The sequence below is a fragment of the Deinococcus sp. QL22 genome (assembly GCF_023370075.1).
GTDB lineage: Bacteria > Deinococcota > Deinococci > Deinococcales > Deinococcaceae > Deinococcus.
Window position 1 is genome coordinate 299,355 of sequence record NZ_CP097153.1, and the last position, 13,855, is coordinate 313,209.

General features: G+C 63.1%; 13 protein-coding genes. 8 read left to right on the top strand and 5 right to left on the bottom strand.

What is annotated here, in order from left to right; genetic code table 11:
• The first annotated feature begins 95 nt into the window (after nt 1-95).
• Nucleotides 96-545 carry a DUF4174 domain-containing protein gene (locus M1R55_RS26070; protein ID WP_249395898.1) on the top strand — a complete coding sequence of 150 codons (450 nt, stop codon included), beginning with the start codon at nt 96-98 and terminating at the stop codon, nt 543-545.
• Here the strand turns inward: M1R55_RS26070 and M1R55_RS26075 are convergent.
• From M1R55_RS26075 to M1R55_RS26085, 3 genes are all read right to left on the bottom strand, one after another.
• Complete coding sequence (locus M1R55_RS26075) at nt 542-1,087, bottom strand: hypothetical protein (protein WP_249395899.1); 546 nt, start codon at nt 1,085-1,087, stop codon at nt 542-544. The genes M1R55_RS26070 and M1R55_RS26075 overlap by 4 nt on opposite strands.
• Nucleotides 1,088-1,120: 33 nt before the next feature.
• Nucleotides 1,121-1,438 carry a membrane protein insertion efficiency factor YidD gene (yidD, locus tag M1R55_RS26080; protein WP_249395900.1) on the bottom strand — a complete coding sequence of 106 codons (318 nt, stop codon included), beginning with the start codon at nt 1,436-1,438 and terminating at the stop codon, nt 1,121-1,123.
• Between the two features lie 117 nt (nt 1,439-1,555).
• Entirely contained in the window at nt 1,556-2,017 is a 462-nt protein-coding gene (locus tag M1R55_RS26085) for a response regulator (RefSeq protein WP_249395901.1), read from the bottom strand.
• 41 nt (nt 2,018-2,058) lie between these two features.
• Here M1R55_RS26085 and M1R55_RS26090 point away from each other — a divergent pair, with 41 nt between their 5' ends.
• A complete protein-coding gene (locus tag M1R55_RS26090; RefSeq protein ID WP_249395902.1) occupies nt 2,059-3,282 on the top strand; it encodes an ATP-binding protein in 1,224 nt (407 codons plus the stop codon).
• Nucleotides 3,283-3,312: 30 nt separating this feature from the next.
• Here M1R55_RS26090 and topA read toward each other — a convergent pair whose 3' ends face one another.
• Nucleotides 3,313-5,592, bottom strand: coding sequence for a type I DNA topoisomerase (topA, locus tag M1R55_RS26095; RefSeq protein ID WP_249395903.1), 2,280 nt, complete (start codon nt 5,590-5,592; stop codon nt 3,313-3,315).
• A 141-nt stretch (nt 5,593-5,733) separates the two neighbouring features.
• Nucleotides 5,734-6,975, bottom strand: a complete 1,242-nt coding sequence (locus M1R55_RS26100; RefSeq protein ID WP_249395904.1) for a hypothetical protein — start codon at nt 6,973-6,975, stop codon at nt 5,734-5,736.
• Nucleotides 6,976-7,485: 510 nt separating this feature from the next.
• Here M1R55_RS26100 and M1R55_RS26105 point away from each other — a divergent pair.
• The 6 genes from M1R55_RS26105 (at nt 7,486) to M1R55_RS26130 (ending at nt 13,579) form a co-directional block, all read left to right on the top strand.
• Nucleotides 7,486-8,460, top strand: a complete 975-nt coding sequence (locus M1R55_RS26105; RefSeq protein WP_249395905.1) for an ABC transporter substrate-binding protein — start codon at nt 7,486-7,488, stop codon at nt 8,458-8,460.
• A gap of 117 nt (nt 8,461-8,577) precedes the next feature.
• Complete coding sequence (locus tag M1R55_RS26110; RefSeq protein WP_249395906.1) at nt 8,578-10,140, top strand: sugar ABC transporter ATP-binding protein; 1,563 nt, start codon at nt 8,578-8,580, stop codon at nt 10,138-10,140.
• Entirely contained in the window at nt 10,133-11,131 is a 999-nt protein-coding gene (locus tag M1R55_RS26115; RefSeq protein ID WP_249395907.1) for an ABC transporter permease, read from the top strand. The genes M1R55_RS26110 and M1R55_RS26115 overlap by 8 nt, the downstream gene beginning before the upstream one ends.
• A gap of 74 nt (nt 11,132-11,205) precedes the next feature.
• A complete protein-coding gene (locus M1R55_RS26120; RefSeq protein ID WP_249395908.1) occupies nt 11,206-12,207 on the top strand; it encodes an ABC transporter permease in 1,002 nt (333 codons plus the stop codon).
• Nucleotides 12,208-12,298: 91 nt separating this feature from the next.
• Entirely contained in the window at nt 12,299-13,159 is an 861-nt protein-coding gene (locus M1R55_RS26125; RefSeq protein WP_249395909.1) for a phytanoyl-CoA dioxygenase family protein, read from the top strand.
• A 162-nt stretch (nt 13,160-13,321) separates the two neighbouring features.
• Nucleotides 13,322-13,579 carry a hypothetical protein gene (locus M1R55_RS26130; protein ID WP_249395910.1) on the top strand — a complete coding sequence of 86 codons (258 nt, stop codon included), beginning with the start codon at nt 13,322-13,324 and terminating at the stop codon, nt 13,577-13,579.
• Nucleotides 13,580-13,855 lie beyond the last annotated feature (276 nt).

Here is a 13,855-nt window from a genome sequence, read left to right on the forward strand (position 1 = left end):
CAGGCTTAGAACATGATTTGGTAGAACATCTCTGGGTAAACGTGTCTTCAATCTGTTGGGCTGGGTGTCCCATGTCGGGCGGTTAAGCTCAGTGCATGCCCACCGTGCGTTCTGTAGTGACCGCTGCCCTGCTGGGTGCAGGCCTGGCCGACGCCGCCTCATTGACACTGCCCACCGCACAGAACCAAACCTGGTCCCTGAGCCAGGCCCTCTGGCGGGAACGCGTGCTGATCGTTCGCAACCCGTCTGCTGCCTACTTGCAAGAGATGCGCCGCCAAGACGCCGAATTGCAGGTGCGTGATTTGCGAATCGTGGCCCTGCTTCCGCCTGCAGACGCCCGGCTGAATGGCCCGCGCACGCTGACGCTGACGCTGCTCGTAGATGCGGGCGGCAAGGTCGGCCAGCAGTTCAGCCCGGCCACCTTAGTTGGCAAAGACGGGGGCGTGAAGGCGACATACAAGAGCCTCCCGACGCTGCAAACGGTCAATGCCCTGATCGATACCATGCCTATGCGTCTACAGGAACGCCGGGAGCGCGGGCGTTAGCTTCGGCTGTCTGAATCGAGTTTGCGGGCCATCGCCACTGCCGCCAGGCCTCCGGCCAGATACCAAGCTGCCGTGAGCAGCGGCGTGAATGGAGCGCGTGCGCCGGGCTGCTTGCCCAATCCCAGCGGCCCCGGCAACACCACCGCGCCCACCCCGGCAGCCAGGCCCAGCGCACTGCCACGCTTCCACGCACCCTGCGGCTTGCCCAGTGCCACCAGCCCAAAATAAATAGAGTTGGACAGCAAATCGCCCAACAGTGTCCAGCGGTAAAGGGCCGCGCCGCGTGGGGGCGTCACGTCCAGCGTTTCCAGAGACTGGCTGAGGGCACGCTCGCCAATAATTTCGATACGCGGAGCGTGAGGAACGAGCCGCCGCACGGTTTCATTCAGCAGGGTTACGGTGACGGCTCCGGCCAGCCCACTCAGACCAACACGTACCCAGCGGCGGCGACGGGCCTGCGCTTCAGTGGCAGGCAGGTCGGTGTAAGACGGGGCGGGAAGGTCGGCGGGACGGGGCAGCGCGGTCAGATCATGTGTTGTCATGGGCAGTCTCCGGGGTCGGGGCCGAACGCAGCATCAGCCGCAGCGGAAAGGAATGGGCAGCGGCCCGCAGCAGCACACGCCGCGCACCCGCGCTCCACCCGTAACGTGTTGACCGAGCGAGAGTTGATCAAAGGCACTCCGGCAAGCCTGAAAACGGGCGCTGATGGCGGAAGCACTGCCCGTCAATCCCTGTTCGCTGATAACGCGGGCCACTGCCGCCGAACAGGACTCTCCGCCGTAAAGGGCCGCATGGGCACAGCGGAACCCCTTGAGGGGCGAGAGCCACCGCTGATAAAAGCTGATGGCCGACAGCGCCGAAGCCGTGAATGTATTGATGGAAAGCTGGGTCATGCTGGAGCCTAACTTGCCTGCACGGGGCGCGGTTGAGGACAAGGTAAAGAGGCCCAGTGTTCAGGCCCCCCAGTGTTCAAGCCCCCCAGTGTCCAAGCACCGGGTTCAGGCACCACCTCAGCTTCGCAGGGTCAGGTCGGCCAGGGTCGGCAGGCGCACCACGCCGCGCCAGTAGGCCTCGATGGTGCCCATGATCCGCGCATATTCGGCATAGGTGCTGGGTTTGACCACGTACCCACTGGCCTGCTCGTCATAAGACCGGTGAATATCGTCGGGGTTGTTGGACGTCGAGAGCACCAGCACTGGAATGCGGCGCAGGCCGTCGATGCTTTTGGCCCGCCGCAAAAAATCGTGCCCGTTCATGACCGGCATATTGAGGTCGAGCACGATCAGGTGCGGCACAGGAACCTCTGCATATTCTTTGGTACGATTCAAAAAATGCAGGGCATCTTGACCATTCACGACATGATGAAACGAGATGTCCGCCGACACTTCTTCAAGCATTTCCTGAAACATCAACGCGTCGGCCAGCTCGTCCTCAACAAGCAAGACCGTGAAAGGAGTGGGCGATATGGGCATACTGTAATCTATATGCGCCCTCGTTCTAGCCTTATCTGCGGATGGTAATGCCACCTTTACCTTTACCGCCCCGCCGCTACCTGCTGGAGGCCTTCGATGCGCTGCTGACCCAGGTGGCTGTGTTGACCCCAGACGGCGAGATTCTGGAAGTGAATCAGGCGTGGAGAGCCTTTGCCGAGGAAGCGGGCGGTGGCGACGCGGTGGGGAGCAATTATTTGCAGGTCTGCGACGCGTCACAGGGGCCGGATGAAGCCGATGCACACGCCACCGCAGCAGGCATCCGGGCAGTCCTGGCGGGCCAACAAGCCGTGTTCGAACTGGAATATCCCTGCGATACCCCGCTTCAGCGCCGCTTTTTCCTGGTGCGTGTTACCGCTTTCGGAGCCCGTCAGCAGCGACTGGCGATGGTGGCCCATGAGGACATCACCCGCCGCAAACTGGCGGAACTGGAAGTGCTGGCCCTCAACCACTCCCTGGAACAGCGGGTGGCCCAGCGCACCGCCCAGTTGCAGGACAGTCAGGCCGCCCTGACCCGCCTGAACGCGCAGTTGGAAGCCAGCCAGCACGCCATCGAAGATAAAAATCAGGCGCTGGAAGCCAGCAACCGTGATCTGGCCCAGTTTGCCTTTGTGGCCTCGCACGACCTGCAAGAGCCGCTGCGAACCATCGGGGTGTATGCCGATGTGCTGCGCCACCGCTATCAGGGCACCCTGGATGCACGGGCCGAAGGCTATTTGGGACACATCGGGGAGCAAGTGATGCGGGCACGCCACCTCGTGCGCGATGTGCTGGCCCTGGCGCGTGTGAGCGTGCAGCCCGAGTTGCGACCGCTGGCGCTCGAACCCCTTTGGAAGGAGTTGACGGCCAGCTTGCCTTGGCCCGCCGACGCCCGCTGGCACGCGGAGCCGCTGCCCCCAGTCCTGGCCGAAGCAAGCCAGGTGCGGCAACTGCTGACCAATTTGCTGAGCAACGCCATCCGCTTCCGGTCTCCGGCTCCGTTGGTGGTCAGCTTGCGGGCACAGGTGACGGGGCCGGACGTCCAGTTTTCGCTGCAAGACAACGGCATCGGGCTGGCCCCCGAACATGCCGAACAGGTCTTTGTGATGTTTCAGCGCCTCCACAGCCGCATCGAAACGGGGGGCAACGGCATCGGGCTGGCGGTATGCCGGAAAATCGTGGAGCGGCACGGCGGGCGAATCTGGCTGGAGTCTGCCGGAACGGGGGGAACCACAGTTCACTTCACGCTGAAGGCCGCGCCGCCGTAACCCCACCTGATCTGGCAGCGACGCTGTGGCTCATTTTTTGTCCCGCCGCTTGACCGCTGCTGCTTCTGCGCTGCTAGACCGCGAGGTGCTTTTGCCTGTCGCGGCTTTGGCTGTGTTGGCTTTGGCTGTGGCGGCTGTGCTGATCTTCGTCTTGGCGGCGTTGGTCTGGGCAGCCGACGCGCCCGCTTTGGCCGTTTTGGAGGTTCGCCTGGCTGTTGACGCGCCCCTGGGAGAAGCTGCGCCTTTGCTGGCTCGCCGCGCCCGTTTTTGAGGCTGGGCGGCCGTCCCTGCTGACCCAAATTCGGCCTGTTTAGACTGCCCCGCTCCAGTGACTCCTTGGGACGTACCCCCCCGGAAAGTTCCGTCCAGTAGGGCGGGCAAGTCGTCCGGGGTGATCTCGCCGGGGAGAGCATTGGGCGGCCAAGGCACTTCTTTAGGGGCCGAGTCAGGCAACGCGAGGCGCAGGCGCGGCCCCTGCAAGCCCGCGATCAGGCTGGCTCCGGGCAGATGCGGCAGGGCCAGCACCGGCGCTTCTCGCCGCGCTCCCTGCACCGCTGGGGCCAGCCCATTCGTCCAAAAGCGCGTCAGGTACGCCACCCGCGTGATCTGGCCGCCCGCAATTTCGTCTAGCCCAGCTTCCATCGTGGCGGTAAAGGTGCGCTCCAGCACGTCGGGCAGGTGGCGCGAGAGGTAGGCCACCACCAGCAGGCCTGTGGCTGTGACCGCCAGATGTTTGCCCACGCCCACCGCGTATCCGCGCAGATGCAGCGTATTCACGGTCTGGGCGTAGGTGCTGGGCCGCCCAATTCCGGCCTGTTCCATGGCCTTGACCAGCGTGGCCTCGGAGTAGCGGGTGGGCGCACTGGTCTTCTTTTCTTCGGGCTTGCGGGCCTTGAGCGGGAAGGTCTGGCCCAGCGTGAGGGGGGGCAGGGCCGGGTCAGCGGCGTCTTCTCCACCTGTGTCTGCCCCCGTGAGAGCTGTAAATCCGGCCTGCGTCAGCACCCGCCCCGACGCGGCCAATGTGGCCGCGCCGCAGTGCAGGGTCACGCCGGTTTTGTCGTACAGCGCGTCGTGCATCTGGGAAGCCACCGTGCGCTGGTAAATCAGGCGGTAGAGGGCCGCGTCTTGCCCGCTGAGGCCGGCACTGTTTGGGCCTCCACTGTCGGGCGTGCGCCAGGGGCCGTGCCCAGCCGGGCGAATGGCTTCGTGGGCTTCCTGCGCATTGGCACTGCGGGTGGCGTACTGGCGCGGGCGGTCTGGCACGGCGTCCTTTCCGAACAGGCGCACGGCTTCGGCTCTGGCGGCGTCCAGCGCCTCATCGCTCAGGGCCGGACTGTCGGTGCGGTGGTAGGTGATATGGCCGCCCTCGTAGAGCCGCTGGGCCGTGTCCATCGCGGCTTTTGCGCCCAGTCCCACCCGGCCCGCCGCCTGCTGCAAGGTGCTGGTGATAAACGGCGGAGGGGGCCGCACCCGCACTTCGCTCTGCTCTATGTCGGTCACGGTGGCCGTCCGCCCATCCAGGTGGGCCGCCAATGCCGCCGCCTGCTCCGCGCTGAGTTGCAATACATCAGCGCCGGGTTTCAGCGCCCCGTCAGGCGTGAAGTCACTGGCTTTGGCAAGCGCTTTGCCTTCGGGGAATTCCCGGCTTTTCACGGCGGTCACGGTGGCGGCAAACGGCGGGGCGGTCTGGGCATCGGCGCGGATCAGCCAGTAGGCGGCAGGCACAAAGCGCAGGCGGGCCAGTTCGCGGGCGGCCAGCAGCATCAGAGCGGCACTCTGCACCCGGCCCGCGCTGAGGCCGCGCCCCACGCTGTTCCAGAGCAGCGGCGAGACTTCCCAGCCCACCAGACGGTCAATCACGCGCCGCGCTTCCTGGGCAGCCACCAACTGCAAATCCAGCGGCCTCGGCTGGGCCACCGCCCGCGTCAGGGCCGCCTTGGTGATCTCGGTAAAAGTCATGCGCTGCGGGTCTTTGACTCCCAGCAGGCGCGACAGGTGCCAGCTGATCGCCTCGCCCTCCCGGTCAGCGTCAGAGGCGAACAGGATCCGGTCTGCCCGCGCCGCCGCCGCCTTCAGGTCGCGCACGGTGGCAGCTTTTTTGGAGGGAACCACGTAGACAGGCGCGAAGGTTTCGGGATTCACACCCAAGTTGGCCCAGGGTTCGTTTCGGTATTTGGCGGGCAACTCGGCTTTGCTGGCGGGCAGGTCACGCACATGCCCAAGACTGGCCTTCACCACGTATCCGGCCCCCAGCAAACTGGCGATCTTTTTGGCCTTGGCGGGGCTTTCCACGATGACCAGAGTACTCACGCCTCTACTGTGGCAGATGGAGTGAGTGGAAAATGGGTGCGGGTGCTCTGGCTCCTGCTATGGACTATGAACCGCCAGAGACTGGGACGCCGCTGATCTGGCCCCGATCTTTTTCCACTCCCTCCTGACCACTCACCGCAGTTAAGGTCCAAATCGCCGCAGTTGTACCCGGTATACGCCGCCGATATCCTCGCGCCACGCCAGCACCACCGCGCCCGCGGCGTCTACGACTACCGACGGCGAGCGGGCGTCGCGCCGGGGATCAAGATTGACTGTCCCGCTGTGTTGCCACGCGCCGCCCTGCCAGCGTGCCAGCTGCACCCGGCCCACGCCCCCGCGTTCTTCCACCCACGCCGCCACCGGTTGCCCGGCCCGGTTTATCGCCAGCGACGGTGCGGAAGCCGAAGCGGTGCCGACCCGCCCGCCCAACGCCGTCCACGCACTTCCCGTCCATGCCGACACGTACAGCGCGTCCTCGCCGTCTAAATCTTCTAACCACGCCACCACCGGCTGTTCCTGCGGGTTCAGCACCATGCGGGTCGAGGCGAGGTAACTGTTGGGGCGGCGGTTCAGCGAGCCGCCCAGGGCTTGCCAAGCCGTGCCCGTCCAGCGTTTCACGAACACGTTGCTAGCGAGCACTTCGCCCTGCAGCCACGCCACAGTGGGCAGGCCAGCCGCGCTCAGGGCCAGCGCGGGCGTTCTGGAAAAGGCACTGATCTGGTTGAACGCCGGACTGCGCGTCCACGTTTTAGCGCTGCCGTCCCAAGCGCGAACTGTCAGGCGACTGCCGTAGGGCGTGCGGAGGGTTTCGCCCCACGCCAGCACCGGTTCGCCGTTTCGGGCAGCCACGGCGCGGGTACGGGCGGCATAGGGCAAGTCGTCGCCCAGATAGCGCGGCTGCCAGTCTGTCCACGCTCCGTTCTGGTAGGCCCGGAACACCACGATGTCGTTGTCACCGTAGTTTTCGTTCCAGACCAGTACCGGTGCGCCCTGCTCATCCAGCGCCAGATTCAGGCTAGATACGGGGCGGGGATCGTCGTAATTCAGCGAGCCACTGAGAGGTTGCCACGCCGACCCAGCGCTGCCCACCCGCCACGCAGTCAGGCGACGGGCCGTAAAGACCCCGCGCCCACTGTTGAAGGAGCCTGAATCGGCCATGACCGCCAGCACCAAGGAGCCGTCTGGGGCGGCAGCGAGGGCCAACTCGCGCACCGGGCCGCGCAGGTTTGGGCCAGTCGGAGCAGAAAGGGGCGTGACCGAAGCGCTGGACTGCCGAGCAACGGCTCCGGGCACGAGCGCCAGCAGCGCCGTCAAGAGCAGTGTTCGGGCCTGGGGGCGAGCGGAGCAAGCGGACAACACAGCTGTATTCACCGCAGGAATCATGGTTCATTGTGCGGCCTGAGCAGGGGTTCTGAACACCGCGCCCGCGTCTGCTTCCACCGGGCCGCTCTAGCCTCTCAACCCTGTTGGCACACTGTTGGGGACGGTGCGGGCAAGTGGTTCTGTGCAACGAGAAGGGGGCTGCCGTAATGGTTGAACTCATCCAGCGTGGAAGAAATACCGACTGCAATTGACCGAAAAGAATGAAAGTTGTGTCACTTCTCCTCTGGCATGAGTGTCCCCTGACTGCGCGTATACACATCAAGACTCCCAGTTGCAAATGCGAAACTATTGAAAGTACCGCCAGACCTGGGGTCAGCATGGTGCTTGACAAATGGCGAGATTTGGGCGTAAATAAAGATACATTCACGTGTTCATAGATGTAATTAGGTGTTGCCTCGTCTGGGCAACAAGGCGTCCTGATTTCCGTAGCCCTGACCAGATCTCCAGCGCAACTCAGCGGTGACTGGGAACCCCTCATTAGTCCCCACCGGGACGAGAAGGATGGAAACCATGAAACAGAAGCGTGCCCTGACCATTGCCCTTGCCACCGCTGCCGCCGGACTGACCGTGTTTGCCGTGGCTCAGGGGCTGCCTAAATTGGCCCAGAAAGCCACCTACAAGGTTGGGTTTGCACAGACCGAGAGCAACAACCCTTGGCGCTTGGCCCAGACCAAGAGCATGCAGGACGAAGCCAAGCGCCTCGGCTACCAATTGGTGTACACCGACGCGGCAGGCTCGGCAGCCAAGCAGGTCAGCGACGTGGACAGCATGATCGCCCAGCGCGTCGACATGATCTTCCTGGCTCCCCGCGAAGAAAAACCGTTGGCTGCCGCTGTGAAAAAAGCCAAAGCCGCAGGCATCCCAGTCATTTTGCTTGACCGGAACGTAGACCAAAAACTGGCCAAAGCGGGCACTGATTACGTGACCTTTATCGGCTCAGACTTTATAGAAGAAGGCCGGCGCGTCGGCGCGTGGTTGGTCAAAGCCACCAAGGGCAAGGCCAAGATCATCCAGTTGGAAGGTACCACCGGGTCTTCTCCGGCCAATGACCGCCGCACAGGGTTCGTCAATGCCATCAAGGGGCAGCCCGGAATGAAGATCGTGGCGTCTCAGACCGGAGACTTTGCCCGCGACAAGGGTCGCCAGGTCATGGAAACCCTGCTGCAAGCCCACCCCGACGTGAACGTGGTGTACGCCCACAACGACGAAATGGCGATTGGCGCGATTGCCGCGCTGGAAGCCGCAGGCAAGAAGCCCGGCAAAGACGTGCTGGTGCTGTCGATTGATGGTGGCCGCGAGATCGTGCAACTCGTCATTAACGGGAAAGTCAACTACGTAGTGGAGTGTAACCCTAAATTCGGCCCCAAAGCCTTTGAAACCATGAAGAACTATGCGGCGGGCAAGAAGATTGCGGCCAAGATCATCAATCCTGACCGCGAATTTACGGCCCAGAATGCCAAAGGGTTGCTGGCAACTGCGTACTAACCTGCCCGTCACAGCCTGAACCCCTGCTGAACCACTGCACGCCCCGCTGACCTGCCGAGACTTCAGACCCCCGGCAGGTCAGCCCTCATTCAGTACCAGCACACCTCCGGAGACCCCGTGACCCAGACTGAACCGCTGCTCCGGTTGGAGGGCATCCACAAAGCGTTTTCAGGCGTGCCTGCCCTGACAGACGCTTCTCTTACGGTCAGCGCTGGAGAAATTCACGCCCTGATCGGCCAGAACGGGGCGGGCAAATCTACCCTGATCAAGGTGTTGACCGGAGCCTACCGCCGCGACAGTGGCGTGATCCGCTTTGGCGGCCAGGAGGTCGATTTCGCCTCGCCGCAAGCCGCACAACTCGGCGGCATTTCCACCATTTATCAGGAAGTGAACCTGATTCCGTACCTGTCGCTCAGCGAAAACATCTTTTTAGGACGCGAGCGGCGGCGCGGCCCGTTTCTGGACTGGGGCCGCATGAACCGCGAGGCCCGCACGCTGCTGGAACGATTCGACGTGCAGGCCGACGTGACCCGCCCGCTGATGGGCTTTAGCGTGGCCGTGCAACAGATGGTGGCGATCGCCCGCGCCGTGTCCATCGACAGCCGCCTCGTGATCATGGACGAACCGACATCCTCGCTGGATGACCGCGAAGTCGAAACCCTGTTTGGCGTGATTCGGCAACTGGGGGCCAGCAGTGTTGCGGTGGTGTTCGTCTCTCACCGACTGGACGAACTGTACGCGGTGTGCAGCGGCGTGACCATCATGCGCGATGGCCGCACCGTGGAGCGGCGCGCCATGACCGACATCAGCAAGCTGGAACTGGTGGCCAGCATGCTGGGCAAGGAACCCGGTGAACTGCGGCGACAGGGCGAAACGGCTTTCGTAAAGAACCACAACCAGAAAGGCGAGGAATTGCTGGAGGTGCGCGGCGCACGCTCTGGCCCGGCGCTGCGGAGTGCCTCGCTGGACGTGAGAAAGGGCGAGATCGTGGGACTTGCGGGGCTGTTGGGGTCAGGCCGCACCGAAACCGCCCGCGTGGTGTTTGGAGCCGACGCGCTGGCAGGCGGAGAAATAAAAATCGCGGGTCAGGCCGCCAATTTGCGCTCGCCCGCCGACGCGATCCGGGCAGGCTTCGGCTTTTGCTCGGAAGACCGCAAGATAGAAGGCATCGTGCCCGACCAATCGGTGCGTGAAAACCTGACGCTGGCGCTGCTGCCCGAACTGTCGCGCCGCGGAATTGTGGATACGGCCAAGCAGAATGAAATCGTGGAGCGCTTTATTCGGCGGCTGGGGATCAAGACCACTGGCCCCGATCAAAAAATCAGGGAACTGTCGGGCGGCAATCAGCAAAAAGTGCTGCTGGCCCGCTGGCTGTGCATGAATCCCAAGCTCCTGATTCTGGACGAACCCACACGTGGAATAGACGTGGGGGCCAAAGGTGAAATTCAGGCCCTGCTGAGTGAACTTGCGGCGGGCGGGCTGGGCGTACTGATGATTTCCAGCGAACTGGAAGAACTGGCCGAGGGCTGTGACCGCGTGGTGGTCATGCGCGACGGCTCCAGCGTGGCCGAACTGACCGGAGAGGGGCTGACCCAAGATCACCTGATGGGCGTGATGGCGCACGGCGCGGCAGATGCGGACGCGGCACCATCCCCTCCACACGGCGGTTCCCATGTCTGACGGAACCACCACACCTCCGCTGCGGCCCCCGGCTCCGGCCCAGAACAGTTCCCGCCGCCCCTCTATTCCGCTGCTCGGCCCCATTCTGGCGTTACTTGCCCTGCTGCTGTTCAATATCTTTTTTACGCCCAATTTCCTCACTGCCCAAACGCTGAACGTGAACCTGACCCAGGTGGCGACGATTGTGATCGTGGGCGTGGGCATGACGCTGGTGATCGCCACAGCGGGCATAGACCTGTCGGTGGGGGCGCTGATGGCGATTGCCGGAGCGCTGGCTCCGATGCTGTTCCTCAATCCACCTCTGGGCAGTCCGGCGCTGGGCGTGGCGCTGGCCTTTGTGCTGCCCGTGCTGGCCGCCGGAGCTTTCGGAACGTTCAACGGTCTGCTGGTCACGCGCTTTATGATTCAGCCGTTTATCGCCACGCTGGTGCTGTTCATCGCGGGGCGCGGCATTGCACAGGTGCTCACTAACGGGCAACTCCAGACCTTTTCCAACAAATCCTTTCAGGTCATTGGGCTGGGGCGGCCTTTCGGAATTCCGGTGCAGGTGATCGTGATGCTGGTGGTGGTCGCCATCTTCGCGTGGGTCATGGCCCGCACGGTATTCGGACGGCAGATTTTGGCGGTGGGCGGCAACGAACGCGCCGCACGGCTGTCGGGCGTGCCCGTGAACCGCATCAAGCTGGCGGTGTACGGCATCAGCGGGCTGCTGTCGGGCATCGCCGGATTGATCGTCATCTCCATCAATTCCTCCTCGGACGCCAATCAGGTGGGCCTGAACATGGAGCTGGACGCGATTGCAGCGGTGGCGGTGGGCGGCACGGCACTGACCGGGGGCCGCGCCACCATCGTGGGCACGTTGCTGGGCGCACTGATTATTCAACTGATCCGCTACACCCTGCTGGCACGCGGCGTACCCGACGCGGCGGCGCTGGTGGTCAAAGCAGGCATCATCTTGCTGGCCGTGTATGTGCAGCGGCAACGGCGATAAGGACAGATCATGAGACTCGCCACGACAGCCCTCACTACCCCGGAAACGGTTCCAGAATCCCCCAAGGAGTCCCCATGTCGCTAGCCCAGTCTCCGCCCACAGGTGCAAGCGTGCGAAATGCCCGCGTGGTCAGCGCCCTGCAACGCTACGGCGTTTTAATCGCGCTGGGCCTGCTGATCCTCTTCGGTGCCCTGCGCTACGAGAATTTCCTCTCGCCCTACAACATCACCACCGTTTTGGCCTACAACTCCATGTTCGGCCTGATTGCGCTGGGCATGGCCTTTGTCATCATCACGGGAGGCATAGACCTGTCGGTGGGCAGCGTGGCGGCGTTTGCCAGCGTGGTCGCGGCGCTGCTCAGTCCGTATGGGCTGTGGGTGGCTCTGTTCGGCGCGGTGGGGGCGGCGGCGCTGCTCGGCCTGATCAACGGGGCCATCATCGCCTACCTCAAGATTCTGCCCTTTATCACCACGCTGGCGATGCTGCTGGCGGCCCGGGGATTGGCGCTGATGCTGTCGGGCAACCAATCGGTGTCGGCGGATTATGACCACGGCTTTACCACGCTGGGGCAGGGCACCATCGGCGGCATTCCTTATATCGCCATCCTGCTGTTTGTGGCCTTTGCCATCGGCGCGGTGGTGCTGCGCTACACCCGCTTTGGCCGCCGCGTGCTGGCGATTGGCGGCAACGAGGAAGCCTCGCGCCTGATGGGACTTCCGGTAGAGCGCACCTTGCTGAGCGTGTATACCCTGTCAGGTGCACTGGCGGGACTGGCAGGCGTGATTCTGGCCTCGCAATTTGGCGCAGGCCAACCTACCGAGGGGCTGGGCTGGGAACTGACCGCCATTGCCGCCGTTGTGGTGGGCGGCACGCTGCTGACGGGCGGCATGGGGTCTATCGGCTCCACGCTGGTGGGCGTGTTGCTGCTGGGGGTGATTTTCAATGTGCTGAACTTTGAAAACGGGCGTGGCACCATCAGTCTGACGGTGTACTGGCAATCGGTGATCCGGGGAGCCTTCCTGCTGCTGGTGGTGATCTTGCAAAACCGCCTGACCCGCGCCCGTACTGAGCCGTAGGGCTAAACAGATTGCTGACCCGCTAGATTACTGAACCGATTTAGAGTAAACTTTGTTACAACACAACTTTAGGTTTATCAAAGGAGACGCCATGACGACCATGACTCAGCCCGGCATCATTCACCCCACTTCTCCGGCCAGCGAATATGATCTGTCCGGCATCATGGGTGCCCTCTACGGCGACGGCATCCTTGGCCTGAAGGGAGCCTTTTCCCGCGAGTGGGCGCAGCACCTCGGTGAAGACATCGCCGTGCTGTACGAGGCGGCTCTCAAGCGTCCGGGCGGCGCGGTGGGGCGCGGCACCAACCGCCATTACGTCGAAATTCACCCCGAAACGGTGCGCGGCTTTACTGAACTCGTAACGCATCCCTGGGTGCATACCGTGTGCGCCAGCGTCCTGGGGCCAGAATACAAGATCGTCGAAATCGGCTTCGACGTGCCCGGCCCCGGCGCAAAAGACCAGCCCTGGCACCGCGATTTCCCGGTTGGCGACGAAACCCTGATTGGCCGCCGCCTGAATTCGCTGGCCTTCAACATCACGACTGTAGATGTAGAGGAAGACATGGGGCCTTTTGAAATCGCGCCCGGCACGCAGTGGGACGACCCCAGCCTCTATGACCACGGCATGTTCCCGCCCACCTCCTTATATGAGCGCTATCAGGCCCGCGCCCAGCGCAAGTTCCCAAAAATGGGCGACATTTCGGTGCGTTCGGCGCTCACGATTCACCGGGGCACCGCCAACCAGTCCCAAAAATCGCGCCCCGTGCTGGTGCTGGGTGTGGACGCCCCCGGCGCAGGCAACCACGAAAAACACGACTTTCAGGTCACGCGGGCGTTTTATGAAACCCTGCCGCAAGAAGTGCGCGACCACCTGCTGTGCCGCATCGTGGAGGAGCTGGAACCGATTGTTCAGGGCCATACGATTGAAGGCCTGATGATGGGCGATGCGTAAGAAAAATTCCGAACAGGGCGGTGCGGTGACGGTTCGCCTCCGAGCAAAGCGAGTCGGAATGGAGACGGATGTTGTGGAATGGAATACTGTTCAGTGCCCTTCTGAGCAGTCTGGAATGCAGCAGAATCTGATCGGCAGAGGCGTAAACCAACAGGCAATCCCATGAGCGATCCCCAAAGCATCACTGCACACTTTGGCGAAGACTTGGGCGGGGCATCGCTGCCCGGCAGCATCACGGCGATGGAAGGCCGGGGCGGATTTTTGCGCGTGGCCCTGACGCCGCCCGCAGCAGGCCCGCAGCCCACCAGCGGCAGTAAATGTGAACTAGAGATGCATGACGGTGCACGCTTCCGCTTCGTGGTAACGGAATTGTTGCCCGAAAGCGCCGAATTCCGCATGAAGCTGCTCGGCAAAGGCTGAACCCTTATTGGGCAAGCAGCCCACGCAGATCAGGATTCAAACACCTGACGCCCTGCCTAGTATCTTGACACGTCCAGTAAGCGTCCGGCAGTGATCTCCCGGTGATGCATCTATGCCACTTGGCTCCGGTGATCCGTGCCCGCTTTTCACCGCAACTCTGCAAATCTATTCGGACTGCAAGCCGTCTCCCGCTGGCTTGCAGTCCGAAGCCGCATTGGGTGTGGTGGAGGGCTTCTACGCGCCCTTGCACAAATTCTGTCCCCGGTGTCGTATCTC